A 21,195-nucleotide genomic window follows, 5' to 3' on the forward strand; every position below is an offset into this window, starting at 1 on the left:
TCAAGAGATTCCGAGTTCTCGGTCGATCGCCGCGAACATCTCGTCGTCGGTCGCCGTGTCGAGTTCCAGGCCGTCGTCCTCGTCTTCGCCCGCGTCGTCCCACTTCCACAGCAGCTTCCGCAGCCGCGCGGTGACCAGCTCAGTCGGCAGGGCGGCCAGTGCGGCCTCGATCCGGTCCAGCTCGTCGTCCGCGGTGTCCTCGGTGAAGAGGCCGTCGAGCACGTGCTGGGCGACCGCCGCGGGCGTCGGGTGGTCGAAGACGAGCGTGGCGGGCAGTTTCAAGCCGGTCGCCGCGGCGAGCCGGTTGCGCAGGTCGAGCGCGGTGAGCGAGTCGAACCCCAGTTCCTTCAGCGTTTGCGTGGGCCGGACGGCGTCGCGGCCCGGGAAGCCGAGCACCGTGGCGGCCTCGCCGCGGACCAGGTCGAGCACGACCCGCTCGCGTTCGTTTTCCGACGCCGCCCGCAGCCGCTTCACCAGCTCGCCGTCACTGTCCACCGAGGATTCCTGCTGCGCCTCGGGCAGTTCCCGCAGCAGCGGGCGCTGCCGCGACGCGGTGTAGAGCGGGGTGAACTTCGCCCAGTCGATCTCGGCCACGACGGCGGTCGCGCCGCCGGTGTCGACCGACGGCTGGATCGCGGTGACGGCCAGCTCGGGTCGCATCATCGGGACCCCGCGCCGCTCGAGCTGCGCGCCGACGTTCTCGTCCACCATGCCGCCGCCCGCCCAGGCACCCCAGGCGATCGACGTCGCCGGTGCCCCGCGGTCGCGCCGCTGGTGGGCCAGTGCGTCCAGGAACGCGTTCGCGGCGGCGTACCCCGCCTGGCCCGCGTTGCCCCAGACGCCGGCGCCGGAGGAGAACAGGACGAACGCGTCCAGGTCGCCGCACAGCTCGTCGAGGTTCCGCGCACCGCGCACCTTGGCTTCGGCCAGCTCGGCGAAGTCGGCCAGGGTCACGGCGGTGATCGGGCGTTCGACGTCCACCGCGCCGGCCGTGTGCACCACGGCGTCGATCGGCGGCAGCTCTTCCAGGAGCTCGCGCAGGGCGTCGCGGTCCGAGACGTCGCAGGCGGCGACAGTCACCTTCGCGCCGAGTGCCGACAGGTCGCCGGTCAGGTCCGCGGCGCCCGGGGCGTCGTCGCCCTGGCGGCTGAGCAGCACCAGGTGCTCGACGCCGTGGCCGGCCAGCCAGCGGGCGACCTGCCCGCCGAGCGCGCCGGTACCGCCGGTGACCAGCGCGGTGCCGCGCGGCCGCCAGCTGACGGGCGGGGACGCGGCGGCGCGGACCAGCCGGCGGGCGAACACCCCGGACGGCCGCAGTGCCACCTGGTCTTCGCCGTCGTGGCCGGTGAGGACGGCCGCGAGCCGGCCGGCGGTCGTGGCGTCGGTGACGGGTGGCAGGTCGACGAGACCACCCCAGCGGTCGGGCTGGTCGAGGCCGAGGATGCCGCCGAGACCCCAGGCCATCGCCTGGGCGGGGCTGTGCAGGGGCTCGCCCGGGCCGGTCGAGACGGCGCCGCGGGTCGCGAACCACAGCGGGGCGGCGATCCCGGCGTCGGCCAGCGCCTGCGTGAGCACGACGTTGCCCGCGAGCCCGGCGGTGAGCACGGGGTGCTCGGCGTGCGGCTCGTCATCGAGCGCCAGCAGGGAAACCACCCCGGCCGGTGTGTCCTCGGCGGCCAGCAGAGCGGCCAGCTCGGAGCGGTCCTCAGCAGCCACTTCGAGCACGCGGACGTCGTCGCCGAGCAGGTCCCGGAAGTCGGATCCGGCGGGCACCACGGCGAGCCAACCGGCGTCGAGCGTGGTCGCGCGCGGAGTCGCCAGAGGGCTCCAGCGGACTTCGTAGCGCAGTTCGTCCACAGTGGACCTTACGACCGAGGCAGCGGAGCGTGGTTCGAGCCAGAACCGCTGACGCTGGAACGGGTACGTCGGCAGCGGGACCGTCCGCTGGACCGGGTAGCGGACCGCCCAGTCGACGTCGTGGCCGTGTGCCCACAGCTGCGCCAGGGAGGTCAGGAACCGCCGGAGGTCACCCGCGTTGCGGCGCAGGGTGCCGACGACGGCGGCAGTCTCGTCCGTCTCGTCGAGGGTTTCCTCGATCCCGCCCCCCAGTACCGGGTGCGGGCTGACCTCGACGAAGAACCGGTGCCCGGCTTCGATGAGCGTCTTCGTGGCGTCGTGGAACCGGACGGGCTGACGCAGGTTGCGATACCAATAGCCGGCATCGAGAGTGGCCGTGTCGACCGGCGTACCGGTGACGCCGGAGATGTACGTGATCGCCGACGATCGGGGCCGGACCGGCGCGAGGACCTCGCCCAGCTCGGCTTCGATCGCCTCGACCGCGGCCGAGTGCGACGCGTAGTCCACCGGGACCCGGCGCACGCGCAGCTCACCGGCACCGGCGATCAGCGCTTCGAGAGCCTCGACTTCGCCGGACACGACGACCGAGCCGGGCCCGTTGACCGCGGCGATGGAGAGCCGCCCGTCATAGGCGGCCAGCAGCGGGGCGACCTCGGCTTCGGGGGCGGCGATCCACGCCATCCCGCCACGTCCGGCGAGCCCGGCGGCGATCGCCTTGCTGCGCAACGCCACCACGCGCGCACCGTCCTCGAGCGACAGTCCACCCGCGACCACCGCGGCGGCGATCTCACCCTGCGAGTGCCCGACGACGGCGTCGGGTTCGACCCCGTGCGCCCGCCAGAGCGCGGCCAGGGACACCATCACCGCCCACGACACCGGCTGCACGACGTCGACCCGTTCCAGGGCTTCCGCGTCGGCCAGGACGTCGGTCAGCGACCAGTCCACGTGGGGCGCCAGCGCGGCCGCGCACTCCGCGATCCGCTCGGCGAAGACGGGTGCGTCGGCGAGCAGGTCGACCGCCATGCCCACCCACTGCGCGCCCTGACCGGGGAAGACGAACACCGTCTCCCCCGTGGTCCCGGTGGTCACGGGACCGCCCGCGGCCAGCTCGCGCAGCCCGGTCAGGAGCTCGTCCCGGTCGCCGACGACCGCGGCCCGGTACTCGAACGCCGACCGGGTACTGACCAGCGACCAGCCCACCTCGGCGACGCCGTGCTCCGTCTCCGCCAGCGCCGCCGCCTGCTCACGCACGGCCGCTTCGGACCGACCCGAAAGAACCCACGTCCCCACGGTGTCCGGCAGCGCGGCCACCGGCGCCTGTTCCGGTGCCTGCTCCAGGATCACGTGCGCGTTGGTGCCGCTGATGCCGAACGCCGACACGCCCGCGCGCCGCGGCGCCCCGGTCTCCGGCCACGCGCGGTCCTCGGCCGTCAGCTCGACCACCCCGGACGACCAGTCCACCTCCGCGGTCGGCTCGTCGAGGTGCAGTGTCTTCGGCAGCTGACCGTGCCGCATCGCCTCGACCATCTTGATCACGCCGGCGACGCCGGACGCGGTCTGCGTGTGCCCGAGGTTCGACTTCAGCGAGCCGACCAGCAACGGCCGGTCGCGGTCCGGCCCGTACGCGGCGATCAGCGCCTGCGCTTCGATCGGGTCACCCAGCGGCGTCCCGGTGCCGTGCGCTTCGACGACGTCCACTTCGGACGGCCGCAGGCCCGCGCCGGCCAGCGCGGCGCGGATGACGCGCTGCTGCGACCCGCCGTTCGGGGCGGTCAGGCCGTTGGACGCGCCGTCGGAGTTGATCGCCGAGCCGCGCAGCACCGCGAGCACCGGGTGCCCGTGGCGGCGCGCGTCGGACAGCCGCTCGACCAGCAGGACGCCGACGCCCTCGGCGAGGGCGAACCCGTCGGCGGCGGCGGCGAACGGCTTGCACCGGCCGTCGGGCGCGAGGCCGCGCTGACGGCTGAAGCCGAGGAACTGGCTCGGCGTCGACATCACCATCGACGCACCGGCGAGCGCCATCGAGCATTCGCCCGAGCGCAGCGACTGCGCCGCGAGGTGCAGGGCCACCAGCGACGACGAGCACGCCGTGTCGACCGTGACCGCCGGGCCCTCCAGGCCGAGGACGTAGGCGATCCGGCCGGAGGCGACGCTGGACACCGCGCCGGTGACCAGGTAGTCCTCGCCTTCGGAGCCGCCGGAGCCGTAGGCCTGGTCGGTCATGCCGACGAACACGCCGGCCGGCGTGCCGTGCAGCGCGGTGGGGTCGATCCCGGCGCGCTCGAACACCTCCCAGCAGACTTCCAGGAGCAGCCGCTGCTGTGGGTCCATCGCGACGGCTTCGCGCGGCGAGATGCCGAAGAACGCCGGGTCGAACCGGGTGGCGTCGGCGAGGAACCCGCCGTGGCGCGCGTAGGTGGTCCCGGGCCGGCTCGCGTCGGTGTCGTAGAGCGAGCCGAGGTCCCAGCCGCGGTCGGCGGGCAGGCCGGAGATCGCGTCGACGCCGTCGGTCAGCAGGGTCCAGAGCTGTTCGGGCGTGGTGACGCCGCCGGGGAAGCGGCAGCCCATCGCGACGATGGCGATCGGGTCGTCGTCGGCCACCGCGACCGTCGCCGGTGCCATGTCCACAGTGGACTCCGGCGTCACCTCGGCCAGCAGGTGCCCGGTCAGCAGCGCGGCCGTCGGGTGGTCGAACACCAGCGTGCTGGGCAGCTTCAGCCCGGTCGCCGCGCTCAGCCGGTTGCGCAGTTCGACGGCGGTGAGCGAATCGAAGCCGAGGTCCTTGAACGCGCGCCGGACGTCGACGCTCTCCGGGCTCGCGTGCCCGAGCGCGGCCGCGACCTGCTGCCGGACCAAAGTGGACACGAGCTTTTCCCGCTCCGGCGGGGAAAGGGCGGCGAGCTGGTCGGCCCAGCCGGAAGCGTCCGGTGCCGCTTCGAGGAGCTTCTTGACCTCGGGCTGTTCGGCGAGCAGCGGGCTCGGCCGGACGGCGGAGAAGACCTCGGCGAACACCGGCCAGTCGATCTCGGCCAGCGCGACGAACGTCTCGTCGTGGTCCAGCGCTTGTCCCAGGCCGGCCAGCGCGGCCTCCGGCTCGATGACCGGGACGCCGCGCCGGGCCAGGATGTCGTGCAACGTCTCGGCGATCATGCCGCCGCCCGCCCAGGGACCCCAGGCCACCGACAGGGCGGTCCGGCCGAGCGCCCGGCGGCGCAGCGCGAGGGCGTCGAGGTAGGCGTTCGACGCGGCGTAGGCGGCGTGGTCGGCGACGCCCCACACGCCGGAGATCGACGAGAAGAGCACGAAGGCGTCCAGCTCGCGGTCGCCGAGCAGGGCGTCGAGGTGCTGCGCGCCGAGCACCTTGCCGCGCAGGACTTCGGCGATCGCGGTGGGATCGGTGTCGTCGAGCGCGGCGAGCGTGCCGACCCCGGCCGCGTGCACGACGGTCCGGAGGTCGTCGATGCCCTCGACCAGCTCCCGGAGGGCGTGCGCGTCGGTGACGTCGCAGGTCACGACGCTCACCCTGGGGCCGAGCTCGGTTACATCGGCGTCGCGGCGGCCCGTCAGGATGACGTGCTCGGCACCGCGGTCGACGAGCCACCGGGCGAGGTGCCTGCCCAGTGCGCCCGTGCCGCCGGTGACCAGGGCTGTTCCTCGGGTTTCCCAGGCCGGGGCCGTGCCCCGCGGGGCCGCGGGGACCAGCCGCCGGGCGAACACGCCGGACGGCCGGATGGCCACTTGGTCTTCGGCACCGGACACCACGGCGGCCAGCTTCGCGGCGACGCTCGCGTCCCAGGTCGCGGGCAGGTCGATCAGCCCGCCCCAGCGGCCGGGGTGCTCCAGCGCGGCGACACGGCCCAGGCCCCAGACCGCGGCCTGCGCCGGCTCCGGCGGCGAGTCGGTGTCGAGCGGGGCGACCGCGCCGCGGGTCAGGTACCACAGCGGTGCGTCGATCCCGGCGTCGCCGAGCGCTTGGACGAGCGCGGCCGCGCCGGTGACCGCGTGGATCGGGTCGTCGGAGGTCCCCAGCGCGAGGACACCGTCGGGAGTCAAGCCGGCGAGTCGTTCGGCGAGGGTGGCACGGTCGTCGTCCGCGGTGACGACCACCTCGATGAGGTCGAGCCCGGCGAGGGCTCCGGCGGTGGGTGTGACCACGAGCCAGGTGCCGGTGAGCGGGGTGGCGGCCGGTTCGGGCAGGGCGCGCCAGGTGATGCGGTGGCGCCAGCTGTCCACATCGGACTGCCGCCGCCAGCGGGTCAGGGCGACCCGGGCGTCGCGCCACGGCAGGTCGTCGGCGAGGCCGAGCGTGTCGTCGTCGAGCGCGGTCCAGAACCCGCTGTCGTCGGCGGGCTTGACTGTCGGTTCGATCCAGAAGCGCTGACGCTGGAAGGGATAGGTCGGCAGGCTCACCGTGTGCTGGTTCGGATACCGGGCCGACCAGTCGATGTCGCGGCCGTGCGCCCACAGCTGGGCCGCCGACAGCAGGAAGCGGCGGAGGCCGCCTTCGCCGCGGCGCAGCGTCCCGACCACGGCCGCGTCCACGGTTTCCTGGAGGCCGCCGCCGAGCACCGGGTGCGGGCTGACCTCGACGAAGAACCGGTGCCCGCGCTCGGCGAGGACGTCGGCGGTGTCGCGGAACCGCACCGCTTGACGCAGGTTGCGGTACCAGTAACCGGCGTCGAGGGTCGCGGTGTCGATCGGCTCGGCGGTCACGGTCGAGTAGAAGGGGACGTCGCCGGTGCGCGGCCGGATCGGGGCCAGGACCTCGCGCAGCTCGGCTTCGATCGCCTCGACGTGCGCCGAGTGCGACGCGTAGTCCACCGGGATCACCCGGGCCCGGACGCCGTCGGCTTCGCAGCGCGCGACCAGTTCCTGCAGGGCCGCGGGGTCGCCGGCCACGACGGTCGACGACGGGCTGTTGTACGCCGCGATCGAGATCCGGTCGTCGAGCAGGGCTTGCACCCGCTCGGCGTCCAGCGCGACCGACGCCATCCCGCCCTGGCCGGCCAGCCCGGCCGCGATGGCCTTGCTGCGCAACGCGACCACGCGGGCGCCGTCCTCAAGGGACAGTCCACCCGCGACGACGGCCGCGGCGATCTCACCTTGGGAGTGGCCCACGACCGCGTCCGGCGTGACCCCGTACGACTGCCAGAGTGCGGCCAGGGACACCATCACCGCCCACGACAGGGGCTGCACGACGTCGACCCGGTCCAGTGCGCCGTCGCGGAGGATGCCGAAAGGCGACCAGTCGACAAAGGACTCGAGAGCGGCCGCACACTCGGCGAACCGGTCGGTGAAGACCGGCGACTCGTCGAGCAGCCCGGCCGCCATGCCTGCCCACTGCGCACCCTGGCCGGGGAACACGAAGACCGTGCGTCCCACGGGTCCGGTGACGCCGGTGACCACGGACGCGCCCGGGGTCCGGGCGGCGATCTCGCCCAGGCCTGCCAGGAGTTCGGCGCGTTCGCCGACCACGGCGGCCCGGTGCTCGAACGCGGTGCGCGTCGTGGCGAGGGACCAGCCGACGTCGGCGACGCCGTGCCGGGTCTCCGCCAGCGCCGACGCGCGGTCGGCCACCGCGGCTTCGGTGCGGCCGGACAGCACCCACACACCCAGGGAGTCCTCTTCGGACACCACGGGGTCGGCGTCCGGGGCCTGTTCGACGATGACGTGCGCGTTGGTGCCGCTGATCCCGAACGACGACACACCGGCGCGGCGGGGCGCGCCGGTCTCCGGCCACGGCTGCTCCGCCGAGGCGAGCGTGACCGCACCGGCGGACCAGTCCACCTTCGGGCTGGGCTCGTCGGCGTGCAGGGTGCGCGGGACGACGCCGTGGCGCAGGGCCTGGACCATCTTGATCACGCCGCCGATGCCCGCCGCGGCCTGGGTGTGCCCGAGGTTCGACTTGAGCGAGCCGAGCAGCAGCGGCCGTTCGCGGTCCTGGCCGTAGGTGGCGATGAGGGCCTGGGCCTCGATCGGGTCGCCGAGCGGGGTTCCGGTGCCGTGGGCTTCGACGACGTCCACTTCGGACGGTGCGAGTCCGGCGTCGGCGAGCGCGGAGCGGATCACGCGCTGCTGCGAGGGGCCGTTGGGCGCGGTCAGGCCGTTGGACGCGCCGTCGGAGTTGACCGCCGTGCCGCGCACGACGGCGAGCACGGGGTGACCCAGTCGCTGGGCGTCGGACAGCCGCTCGACCAGCACGACCCCGGCGCCCTCGGCCCAGCCCGTGCCGTCGGCGTCGGCCGAGAACGCCCGGCACCGGCCGTCGCGGGAGAGGCCGCGCTGGCGGCTGAACTCGACGAGCATGCCGGGGCTGGCCAGCACGGCCGCACCGCCGGCCACCGCCATCGTGCACTCCCCCGCGAGCAGCGCCCGCACGGCGAGGTGCAGCGCGACCAGCGAAGACGAGCACGCGGTGTCGACCGTCAGAGCCGGGCCTTCCAGCCCGAGGACGTAGGCGAGCCGGCCCGACGCGACGCTGCCGGTGGTGCCGGTGAGCAGGTGGCCGTCGAAGCCTTCGCCGCCTTCGAACAGGCGCGGGCCGTACTCGGACGGCGTGGCGCCGACGTAGACGCCGGTGCGGCTGCCCTTCAGCGACGCCGGGTCGATGCCCGCGTTTTCGAACGCCTCCCACGTGGTTTCCAGCAGCAGGCGCTGTTGCGGGTCCATGGCCAGTGCTTCGCGGGGCGAGATGCCGAAGAAGTCCGCGTCGAACTCGGCGACGTCGGTGAGGAAGCCGCCGTAGCGTGCGTACGTCTTGCCGGCTTTGCCCGGATTGGCGTCGTACAGGTCGTCGAGGTCCCAGCCGCGGTCGGTGGGCAGGCCGCCGATGACGTCGCGGCCGTCGGCGACGAGCTGCCACAGTTCGTCCGCCGTGCGCACGCCGCCGGGGTAGCGGCAGCTCATCGCGACGATCGCGATCGGTTCGTCGGTGCGGGTCGCGACGGCCGGGGACGTCTCGGCCTGGTCGTCGCTCAGCATCGCGGCGAGGCGGGCCGGGGTCGGGTGGTCGAAGACCGAGGTGGCGGGGACCTGGCGGCCGGTCGCGGCGGACAGGCGCTCGCACAGCTCGACGCCGATGATCGAGTCGAAGCCGAGGTCCTTGAAGGAGGCTGTGGGGTCGATCGCGTCCGGGCCGGGGTGGCCGAGCACGAGCGCGGTGTGCGCGCGGACGGTTTCGAGCAGGTCTTGAGTGGGGTGCGCCTCCGGCCCCCGGTTTCCAGCGTATCGGTGGGTACCGACAGTTTCGGCGGGGCCGCCGTTGACCTCGGCGGTGTTGTCCCCAACCTCGGCGGGGTTGGCATCGAGCCAGAAACGCTCGCGCTGGAACGCGTACGTCGGCAGGTCGGCCGGGCCTCCGCCGGGGAACGCGGCCGACCAGTCGATGCCGCCGCCGCGGGTCCACAGCTCGGCGACCGAGGTGGCGAAGCGGGTGGGGCCGCCGTCGCCGCGGCGGAGGGTGCCGACCGCGGCCGCGGGGCGATCGTGGTCGGCCGCCGTCGCCAGGACGCCGGGAACGAGCACCGGGTGCGGGCTGACCTCGACGAACACGCCGATGCCCGCGTCCAGCGCGGCCCGGATCGCCGGGTCGAACAGCACCGGCTGCCGGAGGTTGGCGAACCAGTGGTCGGCGTCGAGGCGTTCGGTGTCGAGCAGGCCGCCCGCGGTCGAGGAGTAGAACGGGATTTCCGACGGTCGCGGCCGGATCCCCGCGATCAGCCCCAGCAGCTCGTCCTTCAGGGGCTCGGCCTGCGCCGAGTGCGAGGCGTAGGCGATGGCGATGCGGCGGCACCGCACCTCGCGCGCGGTCAGCTCGGCCTGCAGCTCGTCGAGGGCGTCGAGGTCGCCGGAGACCGCCGTGGTCGCCGGGCCGTTGACCGCGCCGACCGAGAGCCGGCCGGGGTACGCAGTGAGCAGATCCTGCACCGCCGAGACGGGGAGGTCGACCGACAGCATGCCGCCGTTGCCCGCCATCCGGTCCGCGAGCAGCTTGGCCCGCAGCGCGACGATCCGGGCCGCGTCGTCCAGCGACAGCGCGCCCGCGACGACGGCGGCCGCCAGCTCGCCCTGGCTGTGCCCGAGCACGGCGGCGGGTTCGACCCCGCGCGCCCGCCACTCCGCGGCCAGCGACACCGCCACGGACCAGAACACGGGCTGCAGCACGTCGGTGCGGTCGAGCGAAGGCGCGCCGGGGGCTTCGCGCAGGACGTCGACGACGTCCCAGTCCAGGTGCGGCGCGAGCGCGGCGGCGCACTCGGCCAGCCGCGCCGCGAACACCGGCGCACCATCCAGGAGCTCGGCGGCCATTCCCGCCCATTGCCCGCCCTGCCCGGGGAAGACGAAGACGACGCGGTCGTCGCTCGTGGCGGTGACGCCCTGGGTGCGGCCCATGCCGTCCGCGATCGCGCGCAGTGCGTCCCGGCCGTCGGCGACCGCGCGGTGCGCGAAGGCCGTGCGGTGGTTCGCCAGTGACCACCCGATGTCCACGGCGGACAGTTCGGGGTGTTCGTCCACATGCGACAGCAGGCGGGCCGCCTGCGCCTGCAACGCCGGGGCGGTGCGGGCCGAGAGCAGCCACGGCGCGGTCGAGTCCGTCGCCGACCGGGGTGCGGCGGGCTCGGCCGCTTCGAGCACGACGTGGGCGTTGGTCCCGCCCATGCCGAACGAGCTGACGCCGGCGATCCGGCGCTCGGCGGCCCAGCCGCCTTGCTCGGTCACGACGCGGAGGTTCAAGTCGTCGAGGGGGATCGCCGGGTTCGGCGTCGCGAAGTTGAGGCTCGCGGGCAGCGTCGCGTGGCGCACCGCGAGAACGGCCTTGAGCAGCCCGGCGATGCCCGCCGCGCCTTCCAGGTGCCCGATGTTGGTCTTGACCGAACCGACCGGCAGCGGCTCGGCGCGCCCGGCGGCGAAGACCTCGCCCAGCGCGGCCGCCTCGATCGGGTCGCCGACCTTGGTCCCGGTGCCGTGCAGCTCGACGTAGCCGACGGCGGCCGGCTCGATCCCGGCGTCGGCGTGGGCGCCGCGCACGACCGCGGCCTGCGCCTCGGCGTCCGGGACGGTCAGGCCGTCACCCGCGCCGTCGTTGTTGACCGCCGTGCCGCGGAGGACGCCGAGGATCTCGTCCCCGTCGGCCTGCGCCTGCGAAAGCAGCTTGAGGACGACGAGCCCGCCGCCCTCGCCGCGCACGAAACCGTTGGCGCGGGCGTCGAAGGTGAAGCACTGCCCGTCGGGCGAAAGCCCGCCGAAGCGGGCCGTGGTGACGGCGTTGCCCGGCGAGAAGATCAGGTTGACCCCGCCCGCCAGCGCGACCGGGCACTCGCCGCGGCGCAGGCTCTGCACCGCCAGGTGGACGGCGACGAGCGAGGACGACTGGCCGGAGTCGACGGTGAAGCTCGGGCCGTGCGCGCCGAGCAGGTGGGAGACGCGGTTGCCCAGCAGGCTGCGGTGGACGCCGGTGATGGTGTGGTGGGTGATCGCTGCGGGGTCGCTCGCGTGCACGAGCGCGGCGTAGTCGTCCCACATCGCGCCGACGAACACGCCCGCGGCGCTCCCGCCGAGGCTCGCGGGCACGATCCCGGCGTGCTCCAGGGCTTCCCACGCCAGTTCCAGCACCAGCCGCTGCTGCGGGTCCATCGCGGCGGCCTCGCGCGGCGAGATGCCGAAGAACGCGGCGTCGAACCGGTCGACGTCGTCGAGGAACCCGCCCCGGCGAACCCCGGCCGTGTCCGGATCCCACCGCCCGGCGGGGACGTCGGTGACCGCGCTGCGGCCCTCGGTCAGCAGCCGCCAGAAGGCGGCGGGCCCGTCCGCGCCCGGGAATCGGCAGGAAAGCCCGACCACGGCGACCGGCTCGCCCGGAGTGCTCGCAAAACCCGTCATCTCACGCTCCATCGGCGGGGGAGATTCCTTCCTGTGGCGACTGCTCGGCCTTCACGGCAACACAGGCGCGGCGAGGCTGTCCACGGCGGACAGGTCAGGTCTAGTGCGGTGCCTAGAGGACTCAGGAGGTCCAGGTGACGGGAAGCGCGTGCACCCCGTAGTGCAGCATGTCGTCGCGCAGCGGGACCTGCTCCTGCGCCACCGCCAGCCGGAGGTCCGGGAAGCGCGTGAAGAGCGCCTCGAACCCCACCTGCATCGTGAACCGGGCCAGGTGCTGGCCGATGCACTGGTGCACGCCGTGGCCGAACGCGACGTGGCCCTGGGTCACCCGGCCGATGTCGAGCCGGTCGGGGTCCGGGAAGCGCTCGGGGTCGCGGTTGGCCGCCGGCAGCGCGACGACCACCGTCTCGCCCGCGCGGATCACCTGCTCCCCCAGCTCGACGTCTTCCAGCGCCGCCCGGCTCGCGCCCAGGTGCGAGACCGTCAGGTACCGCAGCAGTTCTTCCACGGCGTTGGGCCACAACGCCGGGTCGGCCTGCACCCGCTCGAGCTGGTCGCGGTGCTCGAACAGCGCGAAAGTGCCCAGTGCCAGCATGTTCGTCGTCGTGTCGAACCCGCCGCCGACCAGCGCCCAGGCCAGGTTCACCAGTTCCGGCCGGTCGAGTTCGCCGGTGCGGGCCAGCTCACCGAGCATGTCGTCGCCCGGGTCGTCGAACGCCTCGTCGACGAGCCGCTCCAGCGTGCCGCCGACGACCGTGATCGCGGCGATCAGCTCTTCCAGCGAGTAGTGCATGCGGGCCACGACGTTCAGGTGGTGCAGCAGTTCTTCGCGGTCCGCCTCGGGCACGCCGACCAGCTCGCACATCAGCCGGGTGGCCAGCGGCTCGGCGTAGGCGGTGACCAGCTCGGCTTCCGTTCCCCGTGACGCCATCGCGTCCAGCAGCTCACCGGCGATCCGCCGCGCGGCCGGGACGAGCTCCCGGGTGCGCCGCACGGTGAAGTACTTCGCGATCAGCTTCCGGTACCGCGCGTGGTCGGCGCCGTCCATCTTCGGGAACGCGCCGGGCGCGGCCGGTTCGGGCGTGTAGGTGTCCATCGGGAACGGCGGCGGCACGGCGAGCGCGACGAGGTCGTTGCGGTGGCTGAACCGGGCGTCGGCCAGCACGGCGCGGACGTCGGACAGCTTCGTCACCAGCCAGCCGGTGGCCGGGCCGGGGCTGACGTCGAACGCGAGCGGGCTCACCCCCGGCAGCGCCCGGTACTCGTCGGGCGGGTCGAACGGGCAGCTCCGCTTGACGGGCAACGACGACGGCTCGGTCACTTCCGGCTCCCTCCGGCCGGGTGCGCGGCGGCGACCCTGGCCTCGATTTCGTCGGCGGCGCGGACCGCCCCGCCCGCGGCGTGCACCTCGCGCCGCATGAGCTGGACGCGCCGCCGCACGGCGTCGTCCCGGTCGACGGCGAGCACCGCGTCCCGGATCCGCTCGGCCGTCACGGTCTCCTTGTCCAGCGAGGCACCCAGGCCGAGCCGCCGGATCTGCCGGGCGTTGATGTGCTGTTCCGGGTGGTGCGGCACGGCGATCACGGGGACGCCGAAGGACAGCGCCTCCATCAGGCTGCCCATCCCGCCCTGGCACAGGAACACCGAACAGTGCGGCAGGACGTCGCCGTGCGTGACCCAGCGATGGGCCTCCACATGGGACGGAAGCGGCCCGAGCGTCGCCGGGTCCCCGCGCTTGCCCAGGGTCAGCACCACCTGCCACGGCACGTCCGCGAACGCTTCCGCACAGGTGCGGAAGAACTCCGGGCGGTCGTTGACGGTGGTGCCCAAGGTGATCAGCACGACCGGGCGGCCGTCGGCGGGCGGGTGCCACGACGCCCCGGCCGGGCCGGTCGACGGCCCCACGAACGCGAACCGCCCGTCGAAGGTCTCCCCGGCCGGCTGGAACGCCCGCGGCAGGAAGACCAGGGTGAACTCGTCACCGCCGGTGAAGAACTCTTCCAGCGTCAACGCTCCGAGGCCGTGGTCGGCCAGGTGCTCGCCCAGGCGCGTGACGAACCGGGCGATCGCCGGGTGCGCCGGGTCGACCGCCTCGCCGAAGGTCTGGTTCTCCTTGGTGAGCGAGAAGTGCTCGTTGGACGCCACGGTGGCCGAAAGCTGCACGGTCGGCAGCCCGTGCTTGCGCGCCAGCAGCCGTCCCGGCGCCCACAGCGTCGTGTCGTAGACGAGCAGGTCCGGCGCGCACCGGTCGAAGACGCGTTCCACGGCGGGCAGCACGGCCATGCTCTGCTCGAGCAGGTGCAGCGGCGCCTTGGCGGCCTCGTCGGCGTCGGTGATGTCCGGCTGCGCGGTGGACAGGTCGCAGTCGTAGGCCGCGGCCCGGGCGCCGAGCGCGACGACCCGGTCCGCGAACTCGCCGGAGGTGAAGCAGGTGACCCGGTGGCCGCGGCGGACGAGCTCGGCGACCACCGGCAGCGCCGGGGTCATGTGCCCGTAAGCCGGGTACGGCAGGAAAGCGATGTCACGTGCTTCGGTCATGCCCGGCTCCTACGCGGCGGGAAGGGGTTCCGCGCCCCGCCGCTTGTAGCGCTCGATCAGGGACAGCGCGGGCGAGGTGGCCACCGTGGTCACCAGGGTCATCACCACCAGCATCGCGAACATCGTCGGGCTGATCACCTTCAGGTCGAGCCCGATGTTCAGCACCGCCAGCTCGGTGAGCCCGCGGCAGTTCATCAACGCGCCCAGCGACCACGCGTCCCGCTTGCCGATGCCGGACAGCCGCGCGGCGATCAGGCTGCCGCCCCACTTGCCCAGCATCGCCACCACGACGATCAGCAGGCACCACAGCCACAGCGTCGGGTCGGAGCCGATCAGGTCGAACTTCGTGCGCAGTCCCGTGTAGACGAAGAACAGCGGCAGCAGCAGCGTGACCGTCAGCGCGTGCATCTGGTCGGTGGCCTGGCGGATCGGCAGCGATCCGCGCGGCGTCACCGCGCCGAAGAGGAACGCGCCGAAGATCGGGTGGATGCCGATGGCGTTGGTGGCCAGCGCGGACAGCAAGAGCCCGGCCAGCAGCACGGACACCACCGCGGTCGTCGGCAGCGCCTTCTGGCCCTGCTCGGTCGGTGCGAACAGCCGGCGCAGCAACGGGCGCACGACGAACAGCATGAACGCGAAGAACGCGATCGTGAGGCCCACGGTCAACAGCGTGGCGGCCATCGAGGTCGCGCTGGCGATGGCGACCACGAGCGCCAGCAGGCACCACGCGGTGATGTCGTCGACGGCGGCACAGCTGAGCGCCAGCGCGGCGATCGGCAGCTTCGTCATCTTGCGGTCGGTGATGATCCGGGCCAGCACCGGGAACGCGGTGATGCTCATCGAGATCGCGAGGAACAACGCGAACGGCAGGCGGGCGACCCCCGCGCCGAGCGTCGGGTGGAGCACGAACGCGAGCAGGACCCCGGACAGGAACGGGATCGCGACGCTGACGTGGCTCACCAGCACCGCGGCCTTGCTGCGGCGGCGGACCAGCTCGACGTCGAGCTCGTAGCCGACCAGGAACATGAAGATGACCAGGCCGATCTGGGCGAACGTGTTGATCGTCGAGGCCAGGAAGTCGGGGAAGATCCAGTGGTAGGCCGCGGGCCACACCCAGCCGAGGAACGACGGGCCGAGCAGGATGCCGGCGAAGATCTCGCCGATCACCGCGGGCTGCGCCAGCCGCCGCGCACCCGCCGACAGCAGCCGGCAAGCCAGGAAGATCACCGGCAGGGCGAACAGCAGCTTCGCGACCGGGTCGGCCGCGCCGCCGGTGTGCCCGGTCGGGGCGTGCCCGTCACCACCGCCGGTGCGCAGCAGGAAGAAGGCGGCCACGACCGGGAGGACCACCATGGCCAGGTAGGAGATCCACGCACGCCCCTTCGGCGTGGCCGTGGGCGCGGCGGGCTCGGTGGTGCGCTCGTCGAGCGATGACATGGCAGGTCTCTCCGATCGGACGCAGCCGGTCGTGAGCGGGAAACAGCGTCAGAACACCGTTTCCCGCTCACGACCGGGTTTTTGCCTAGAACAGGGCGAGTGCCGAAGAAGAGGCCTTGAGGCTGCCGAGGTGCCCGTGCCACAGGTGCGTGGGGTCGGCCTCGACGGCGGCGACGTACTCCTTCATCGCGGTCAGGGCCGCCGGCTCCTCGGCGTCGTAGACGTCGCCCTGGAGCATCTGGATGACGTCCTTGCGGTAGCGGTCGTCGTCGATGAACGCGGTGAACAGCACGTTCAGCCGGTAGTACATCGAGATGAAGTCGTACCAGATGTTGACGCCCTTGCGGAGGGTGTTGACGTAGTTGTCGAACCGCTCCCGGCGGAAGTCACCGGCCTGGTGCGCGGCGATGACGTCCTTGGCCGCCAGGCGCGCGCTGTTCATCGCGACGCTGACGCCGCTGGAGAAGATCGGGTCGACGAAGCGGGCGGCGTCGCCGATGAGCACCAGCGAGTCGCCGGCGATCTGCTTCATGCCGTAGCTGTAGTCGCCCTCGGTCTTGAACTTCCGCACGCGCTTGGCGTTCTTCAGCGCGTCCAGCATCTCCGGCCGGGTGCCGACGGAGTTCCAGAAGAAGCCCTCGAGGTCGTCCTTGTGCTCCTTGAACTTCTCCTTCTGGGTGACGACGCCGATCGAGGTGATGGTCTCGGTGATCGGGATCTGCCAGACCCAGGTGTTCTCCTGCGGCAGGAAGTGCACGTGGATGTAGTCGGCGTCCTCGGGACGGCGCGCCAGCGACGCGCGGTCGAGACCCTCGAACCACGTGTGCACCGCGTACTGGTTGAAGACCTTGTCCGGCACCTTGACCTTGAGCTGCTGGCCCAGCAGGGTCTGCCGGCCGGACGCGTCGAGCACGACGCGGACGGCGACCTCGATCGGCTGCTCGCCGATCTTCGCCTGCAGCACCGGCCGGTCGCGGTCGGTGAAGTCGACGCGGTTGACGCGGACGCCCTGGTAGACCTTGGCGCCGAGCTCTTCGGAGTGCTTGAGCAGCAGCGAGTCGAACTGGCCGCGGTCGACGTGCCAGGCGTAGACGCGGTCGACGCCGTCCTGGTCACGCTCCTCGTAAGCGATTTCCGCGACGCCGAGGCCGTGCGACCCGGCGTCGAAGTCCAGCGTGCTGGTCGGCCGGGTGTCCGAGGACGTCCACGCGGCACCGTACTTGCGGGGGAAGCCGGCCGCCTCGACCTTGCCGATGACCCCGATGTCGTGCATCACGGGGATGACCGCGGGGACGAGGGACTCGCCGACGTGCTCGCGAGGGAACGTTTCGCCCTCGAAGACCACCACCGAAAGGCCGGCCTTCGCCAGGTAGGACGCCGCCGTGGAACCGGCCGGGCCACCGCCGATGATGCCGACATCGTAGTCGTAAGACACAGGTTCTCCGTTCAAGATCCGAAAAGGGGTCAGGCGACCGGCGCGCGCAGCGAAGTCACCAGGTCGGCGATGCTTTCGATGTCCTTGAAGTGACGGGCCACCATCTCCGTCGGGGGCACCCGCACGGAGAACTCCTCACGGATGTAGGCGACCAGCCGGGTGGTTTCGATCGAGTTGAGCAGGCCCCAGTCCAGCAACGGCGTGGTCGTGGTCAGTTCCCCCACGTCCTTGCCGTCCAACAGGTGCTTCTCGACGAACTCAACGAGCTTCCGCGTGATGTCCACGCGCTCGTCGTCTGCCATGGTTGTTCCTCCAGTGACGGCACAGCTCCACGCACGGGTTGTGCTGGAATTCGGAAAAAGGTCAGTCGGTTCCGGCGTCGTGGTTGGCCTTGTTGCGCGCGCCGCGGCGGGGGCGCTCCAGGCGCTCGGTCTCGGCGTTGATGTGCTTGCGCGGGGCGAAGGCGACGTAGCGGCCGCCGGACATCTTGGCCTTGAAGTTCTTCATCCAGCCGTGGTGGCCGAAGTTGCCGTGCTTGTCGAAGCCGACCAGCGAGATGCCGCTGCGGTCGTAGTGGCCGCCGACGAGCAGGCACCACTGCCGGAAGTCCGGGTACTCGTTGGTGAGGTGGCGGTAGGTGAGCACGAACGCGAGGTACCGGCGGAAGTCCATGCCGTCGAGGCCCTCTTCGTCGTAGACGCGGGAGATGGCCTGCGTGCTCTGGCCGAGCATTTCCGGGATCGGCGAGGCCGAGCAGACGAGCCAGTGCGACTCGTCGGTCATCGGGCTCTTGATCATGTTCTGCTCGACTTCCCAGCGGAAGTTCGTGTTGAGCTTGCCGGTCTCGATCATCTGCGCCTCGGAGATCTCCTGGGGCACGTAGATGAGCATTTCGTTGGTGGACTCGAGCTCATCGATCTCGGCCTGCGTGAACGGGCATGGCTTCACCGCGATTTCAGTGGTTCCATAGACTCCGTACACCATGTCTTCGAGGTTTTCGGGCATGCGCATGAGCGACCGTCCTGAAGGGTTTTGTGTCGTCGGCTTTTTTTCTAACACGGAACTGTCTTGGGAAATGCTCAGTAGAATTGGGACTTCTCCGTGGAGTCCATCAGCGCGACGGTGTTGCTCGACGGGTTCACCACCGTGCTCACCAGGTCGAAGTACCCGGTGCCCACTTCACGTTGGTGGCGCGTCGCGGTGTAGCCGGCGGCCTCGGCGGCGAACTCGCGCTCCTGCAGCTCGACGTAGGCCGTCATGCCTTCGTCGGCGTAACCACGCGCCAGGTCGAACATCGAATGGTTCAAGGAGTGGAAACCGGCGAGGGTGATGAACTGGAACTTGTAGCCCATGTGCCCCAGCTCGCGCTGGAACTTCGCGATCGTCGCGTCGTCCAGGTGCTGCTTCCAGTTGAACGACGGCGAGCAGTTGTAGGCCAGCAGCTGGTCGGGGTACTCGGCCTTGATCGCCTCGGCGAACTGGCGCGCGACCTCGAGGTCCGGCTTGGACGTCTCCATCCACAGCAGGTCGGCATACGGCGCGTAGGCGAGGCCGCGGGCGATGCACGGCTCGATGCCGCCGCGCACGCGGTGGTAGCCCTCGGGGGTGCGCTCGCCGGTCAGGAACGGCTTGTCGCGGTCGTCGACGTCGCTGGTGATGAGGTTCGCGGCCTGGGCGTCGGTGCGGGCGATGACGAGGCTGGGGACGTCGCAGACGTCGGCGGCCAGGCGCGCGGCCTGCAGCGTGCGGACGTGCTGGGAGGTCGGGATGAGCACCTTGCCGCCGAGGTGGCCGCACTTCTTCTCCGCGGCCAGCTGGTCTTCCCAGTGCACGCCGGCGGCGCCGCCGGCGATCATGCCCTTCATCAGCTCGAAGGCGTTGAGCACGCCACCGAAGCCGGCTTCGGCGTCCGCGACGATCGGCGCCAGCCAGTGCGGGGCGTCCGGCTCGTCCTCGGCCCAGCTGATCTGGTCGGCGCGCAGCAGCGCGTTGTTGATGCGGCGCACGACCTGCGGGACGGAGTTGGCCGGGTAGAGGCTCTGGTCCGGGTAGGTGTGGCCGGAGAGGTTGGCGTCGGCGGCGACCTGCCAGCCGGACAGGTAGATGGCCTTGAGGCCGGCGCGCACCTGCTGGACGGCCTGGTTGCCGGTCAGCGCGCCCAGCGAGTGGACGTAGTCTTCGGTGTGCAGGAGGTTCCAGAGCCGCTCCGCGCCCAGCCGGGCGAGCGTGTGCTCTTCGGTCACGCTGCCGCGCAGCCGCAGGACGTCCTCGGCGGAGTAGTCCCGGCGGACTCCGCGCCACCGGGGGTCCTCGGCCCAGGACCGGGCCAGTTCGGCCGCCGCGGCTTCGCGGGGCGGCGCTGCGGTGACGGTCATGTCGTTCTCCTGACGTACGACGACGCGCGGCTTCGGGGACGAGACCATTTAGCACCCCGAAACCCCTGCCGAGCGCCACCCGGGAGTCAGGACGAAGCATTCCCCTAGTTCTTGCCGGTCGTGCCCCGTCGAGTCCGTGACCGGGGCCGATACTCGGTTCGCGAGCCACCTTGCGAACGGAAGGCGTTTGATGGCGAAGGATCTGCGGACATTCCTGGCCGAGCTGAACTCGGCGACGCCCGAGCAGGTGAAGGTCGTGCGCAAGCACGTCGATCCCGAGTTCGAGGTCACCGCCCTCGTCGACAAGCTGGAGGACGACCCGGCCTACCCCGGGTTCCCCGCCGTGCTGTTCGAGAACGTCGGCGGGTCCGAGATCCCGCTGCTGATCAACCTGCACGGCACCTACGAGCGGCTCGCCCGCAGCATCGGCTCGGACGTGCACTCGATGGTGCCCGAATACGCGCTGCGCGAGGGATCGGGCGTCAAGCCGGTCACGGTGGAAACCGCGCCGGTCCAGGAAGTCGTGCTCACCGGCGACGACATCGACGTCGGCCTGCTGCCCCTGCTCAAGCACCAGGAGCTGGACGCGGGCAAGTACATCACCTCGGCGGTGACCATCTGCCGCGATCCCGACAGCGGCAAGATCAACGCCGGCATCTTCCGCCACCAGCAGCAGGGCCGCGACCAGGTGGGCATCCAGGTCAACCCCGCCCACCACACGGCTTACGTGCTGCGCAAGCTGCGTGAGCAGAAGAAGCCGATGGAGGTGGCGCTGGTCATCGGCCACCACCCGGCGCTGCTGATGGGCGCGGTGTCCAAACTGGAGGGCATCGGCGGCGAGCTCGACGTCGTGGGCGGCCTGCTCGGCGAACCGCTGGAGATGGTGCCCTGCAAGACGGTCGACCTCGAGGTGCCGGCGCGCGCGGAGATCGTGATCGAGGGCGTGATCGACACCGACCCGGACGCGACGGCCGTAGAAGGCCCGTTCGGCGAGTACCCTCGGTTCTACACCCGCACCGGCCCGCAGCCGTACGTGAAGATCACCGCGATCACCATGCGCCGCAAGCCCATCTTCGTCGACGTGTTCAACGCGCACACCGAGCACAGCATGCTGGGCGGGCTCCCCCGGATGGGCAGCATCTACCGCCGGGTCAAGGAAGCGGTGCCCACGGTGACCGGCGTGCACCTGCCGCTGTCGGGCATGGCGCGTTCGCACCTGTACCTGTCGATGAGCAAGCGCGTGGAGGGTGAGCCGAAGCTCGCCGCCTGCGCTGCCTTGGCGGTGGATCCGTTGCTGAAACACGTGTTCGTAGTGGATGACGACGTCGACGTGTTCAACGAGGTCGAGACGCTGTGGTGCCTGGCGACGCGCTTCCAGGCCGACCGCGACCTGACGATCATGCCGGGCTTCCTCGGCGGCCAGCTCAACCCGGTGACCTACGGGCACAACCGGGAGGAAAAGGGCCCGATGGAGACAAAACTGATCTTCGACTGCACGAAGCCCGTGCCGCCGGCGGTGTTCCCGCCGTCGTGCCGGGTACCGCCGGAAGTGGTGGAGCGGGTGGACCACCGCGGACTGCTGGAGGACGGGGACGCGCTGGCGTCCTATCTGGACTGAAGGTCGCCTTCACCGGTCCACCGCCGGTGGGGGCGATCTTCCACCACCCACGAGAA

Annotated in this window: 9 protein-coding genes; 1 reads left to right on the forward strand and 8 read right to left on the reverse strand. The window is 71.9% G+C overall.

Features of this window, described 5'->3' with window-relative positions:
- From QSK39_RS26530 to aceA, 8 genes are all read right to left on the reverse strand, one after another.
- Positions 1-11,736 (reverse strand): type I polyketide synthase, encoded by an 11,736-nt coding sequence (locus tag QSK39_RS26530; RefSeq protein ID WP_285480530.1) that lies wholly within the window; start codon positions 11,734-11,736, stop codon positions 1-3.
- A 121-nt stretch (positions 11,737-11,857) separates the two neighbouring features.
- On the reverse strand, positions 11,858-13,057 hold the full coding sequence (locus QSK39_RS26535; RefSeq protein ID WP_285480531.1) for a cytochrome P450: 1,200 nt from the start codon (positions 13,055-13,057) through the stop codon (positions 11,858-11,860).
- Positions 13,054-14,274, reverse strand: coding sequence for a macrolide family glycosyltransferase (locus tag QSK39_RS26540; protein ID WP_285480532.1), 1,221 nt, complete (start codon positions 14,272-14,274; stop codon positions 13,054-13,056). The genes QSK39_RS26535 and QSK39_RS26540 overlap by 4 nt, the downstream gene beginning before the upstream one ends.
- Before the next feature lie 9 nt (positions 14,275-14,283).
- Positions 14,284-15,711 (reverse strand): cation:proton antiporter domain-containing protein, encoded by a 1,428-nt coding sequence (locus QSK39_RS26545; protein ID WP_285480533.1) that lies wholly within the window; start codon positions 15,709-15,711, stop codon positions 14,284-14,286.
- An 85-nt stretch (positions 15,712-15,796) separates the two neighbouring features.
- Positions 15,797-17,146 carry an NAD(P)/FAD-dependent oxidoreductase gene (locus QSK39_RS26550; RefSeq protein ID WP_284750308.1) on the reverse strand — a complete coding sequence of 450 codons (1,350 nt, stop codon included), beginning with the start codon at positions 17,144-17,146 and terminating at the stop codon, positions 15,797-15,799.
- 29 nt (positions 17,147-17,175) lie between these two features.
- Positions 17,176-17,448 (reverse strand): acyl carrier protein, encoded by a 273-nt coding sequence (locus QSK39_RS26555; RefSeq protein ID WP_285480534.1) that lies wholly within the window; start codon positions 17,446-17,448, stop codon positions 17,176-17,178.
- A gap of 61 nt (positions 17,449-17,509) precedes the next feature.
- Positions 17,510-18,157 (reverse strand): hypothetical protein, encoded by a 648-nt coding sequence (locus tag QSK39_RS26560; protein WP_285480535.1) that lies wholly within the window; start codon positions 18,155-18,157, stop codon positions 17,510-17,512.
- A 68-nt stretch (positions 18,158-18,225) separates the two neighbouring features.
- Entirely contained in the window at positions 18,226-19,521 is a 1,296-nt protein-coding gene (aceA, locus tag QSK39_RS26565; protein WP_285480536.1) for an isocitrate lyase, read from the reverse strand.
- 190 nt (positions 19,522-19,711) lie between these two features.
- Here aceA and QSK39_RS26570 point away from each other — a divergent pair, with 190 nt between their 5' ends.
- Positions 19,712-21,139 carry a UbiD family decarboxylase gene (locus QSK39_RS26570; RefSeq protein WP_285480537.1) on the forward strand — a complete coding sequence of 476 codons (1,428 nt, stop codon included), beginning with the start codon at positions 19,712-19,714 and terminating at the stop codon, positions 21,137-21,139.
- Positions 21,140-21,195: the final 56 nt, after the last annotated feature.

This window comes from Amycolatopsis sp. NBRC 101858 (genome assembly GCF_030269325.1).
Taxonomy (GTDB): Bacteria; Actinomycetota; Actinomycetes; order Mycobacteriales; family Pseudonocardiaceae; genus Amycolatopsis; species Amycolatopsis ponsaeliensis.

What these genes read in the sequence shown, in the direction of transcription:
- QSK39_RS26530 (WP_285480530.1), bottom strand. Translation starts at nt 11,736, where the DNA reads ATGACGGGTTTTGCGAGCACTCCGGGCGAGCCGGTCGCCGTGGTCGGG.
- QSK39_RS26540 (WP_285480532.1), bottom strand. Translation starts at nt 14,274, where the DNA reads ATGACCGAAGCACGTGACATCGCTTTCCTGCCGTACCCGGCTTACGGG.
- QSK39_RS26545 (WP_285480533.1), bottom strand. Translation starts at nt 15,711, where the DNA reads ATGTCATCGCTCGACGAGCGCACCACCGAGCCCGCCGCGCCCACGGCC.
- QSK39_RS26555 (WP_285480534.1), bottom strand. Translation starts at nt 17,448, where the DNA reads ATGGCAGACGACGAGCGCGTGGACATCACGCGGAAGCTCGTTGAGTTC.
- QSK39_RS26560 (WP_285480535.1), bottom strand. Translation starts at nt 18,157, where the DNA reads ATGCGCATGCCCGAAAACCTCGAAGACATGGTGTACGGAGTCTATGGA.
- aceA (WP_285480536.1), bottom strand. Translation starts at nt 19,521, where the DNA reads ATGACCGTCACCGCAGCGCCGCCCCGCGAAGCCGCGGCGGCCGAACTG.
- QSK39_RS26570 (WP_285480537.1), top strand. Translation starts at nt 19,712, where the DNA reads ATGGCGAAGGATCTGCGGACATTCCTGGCCGAGCTGAACTCGGCGACG.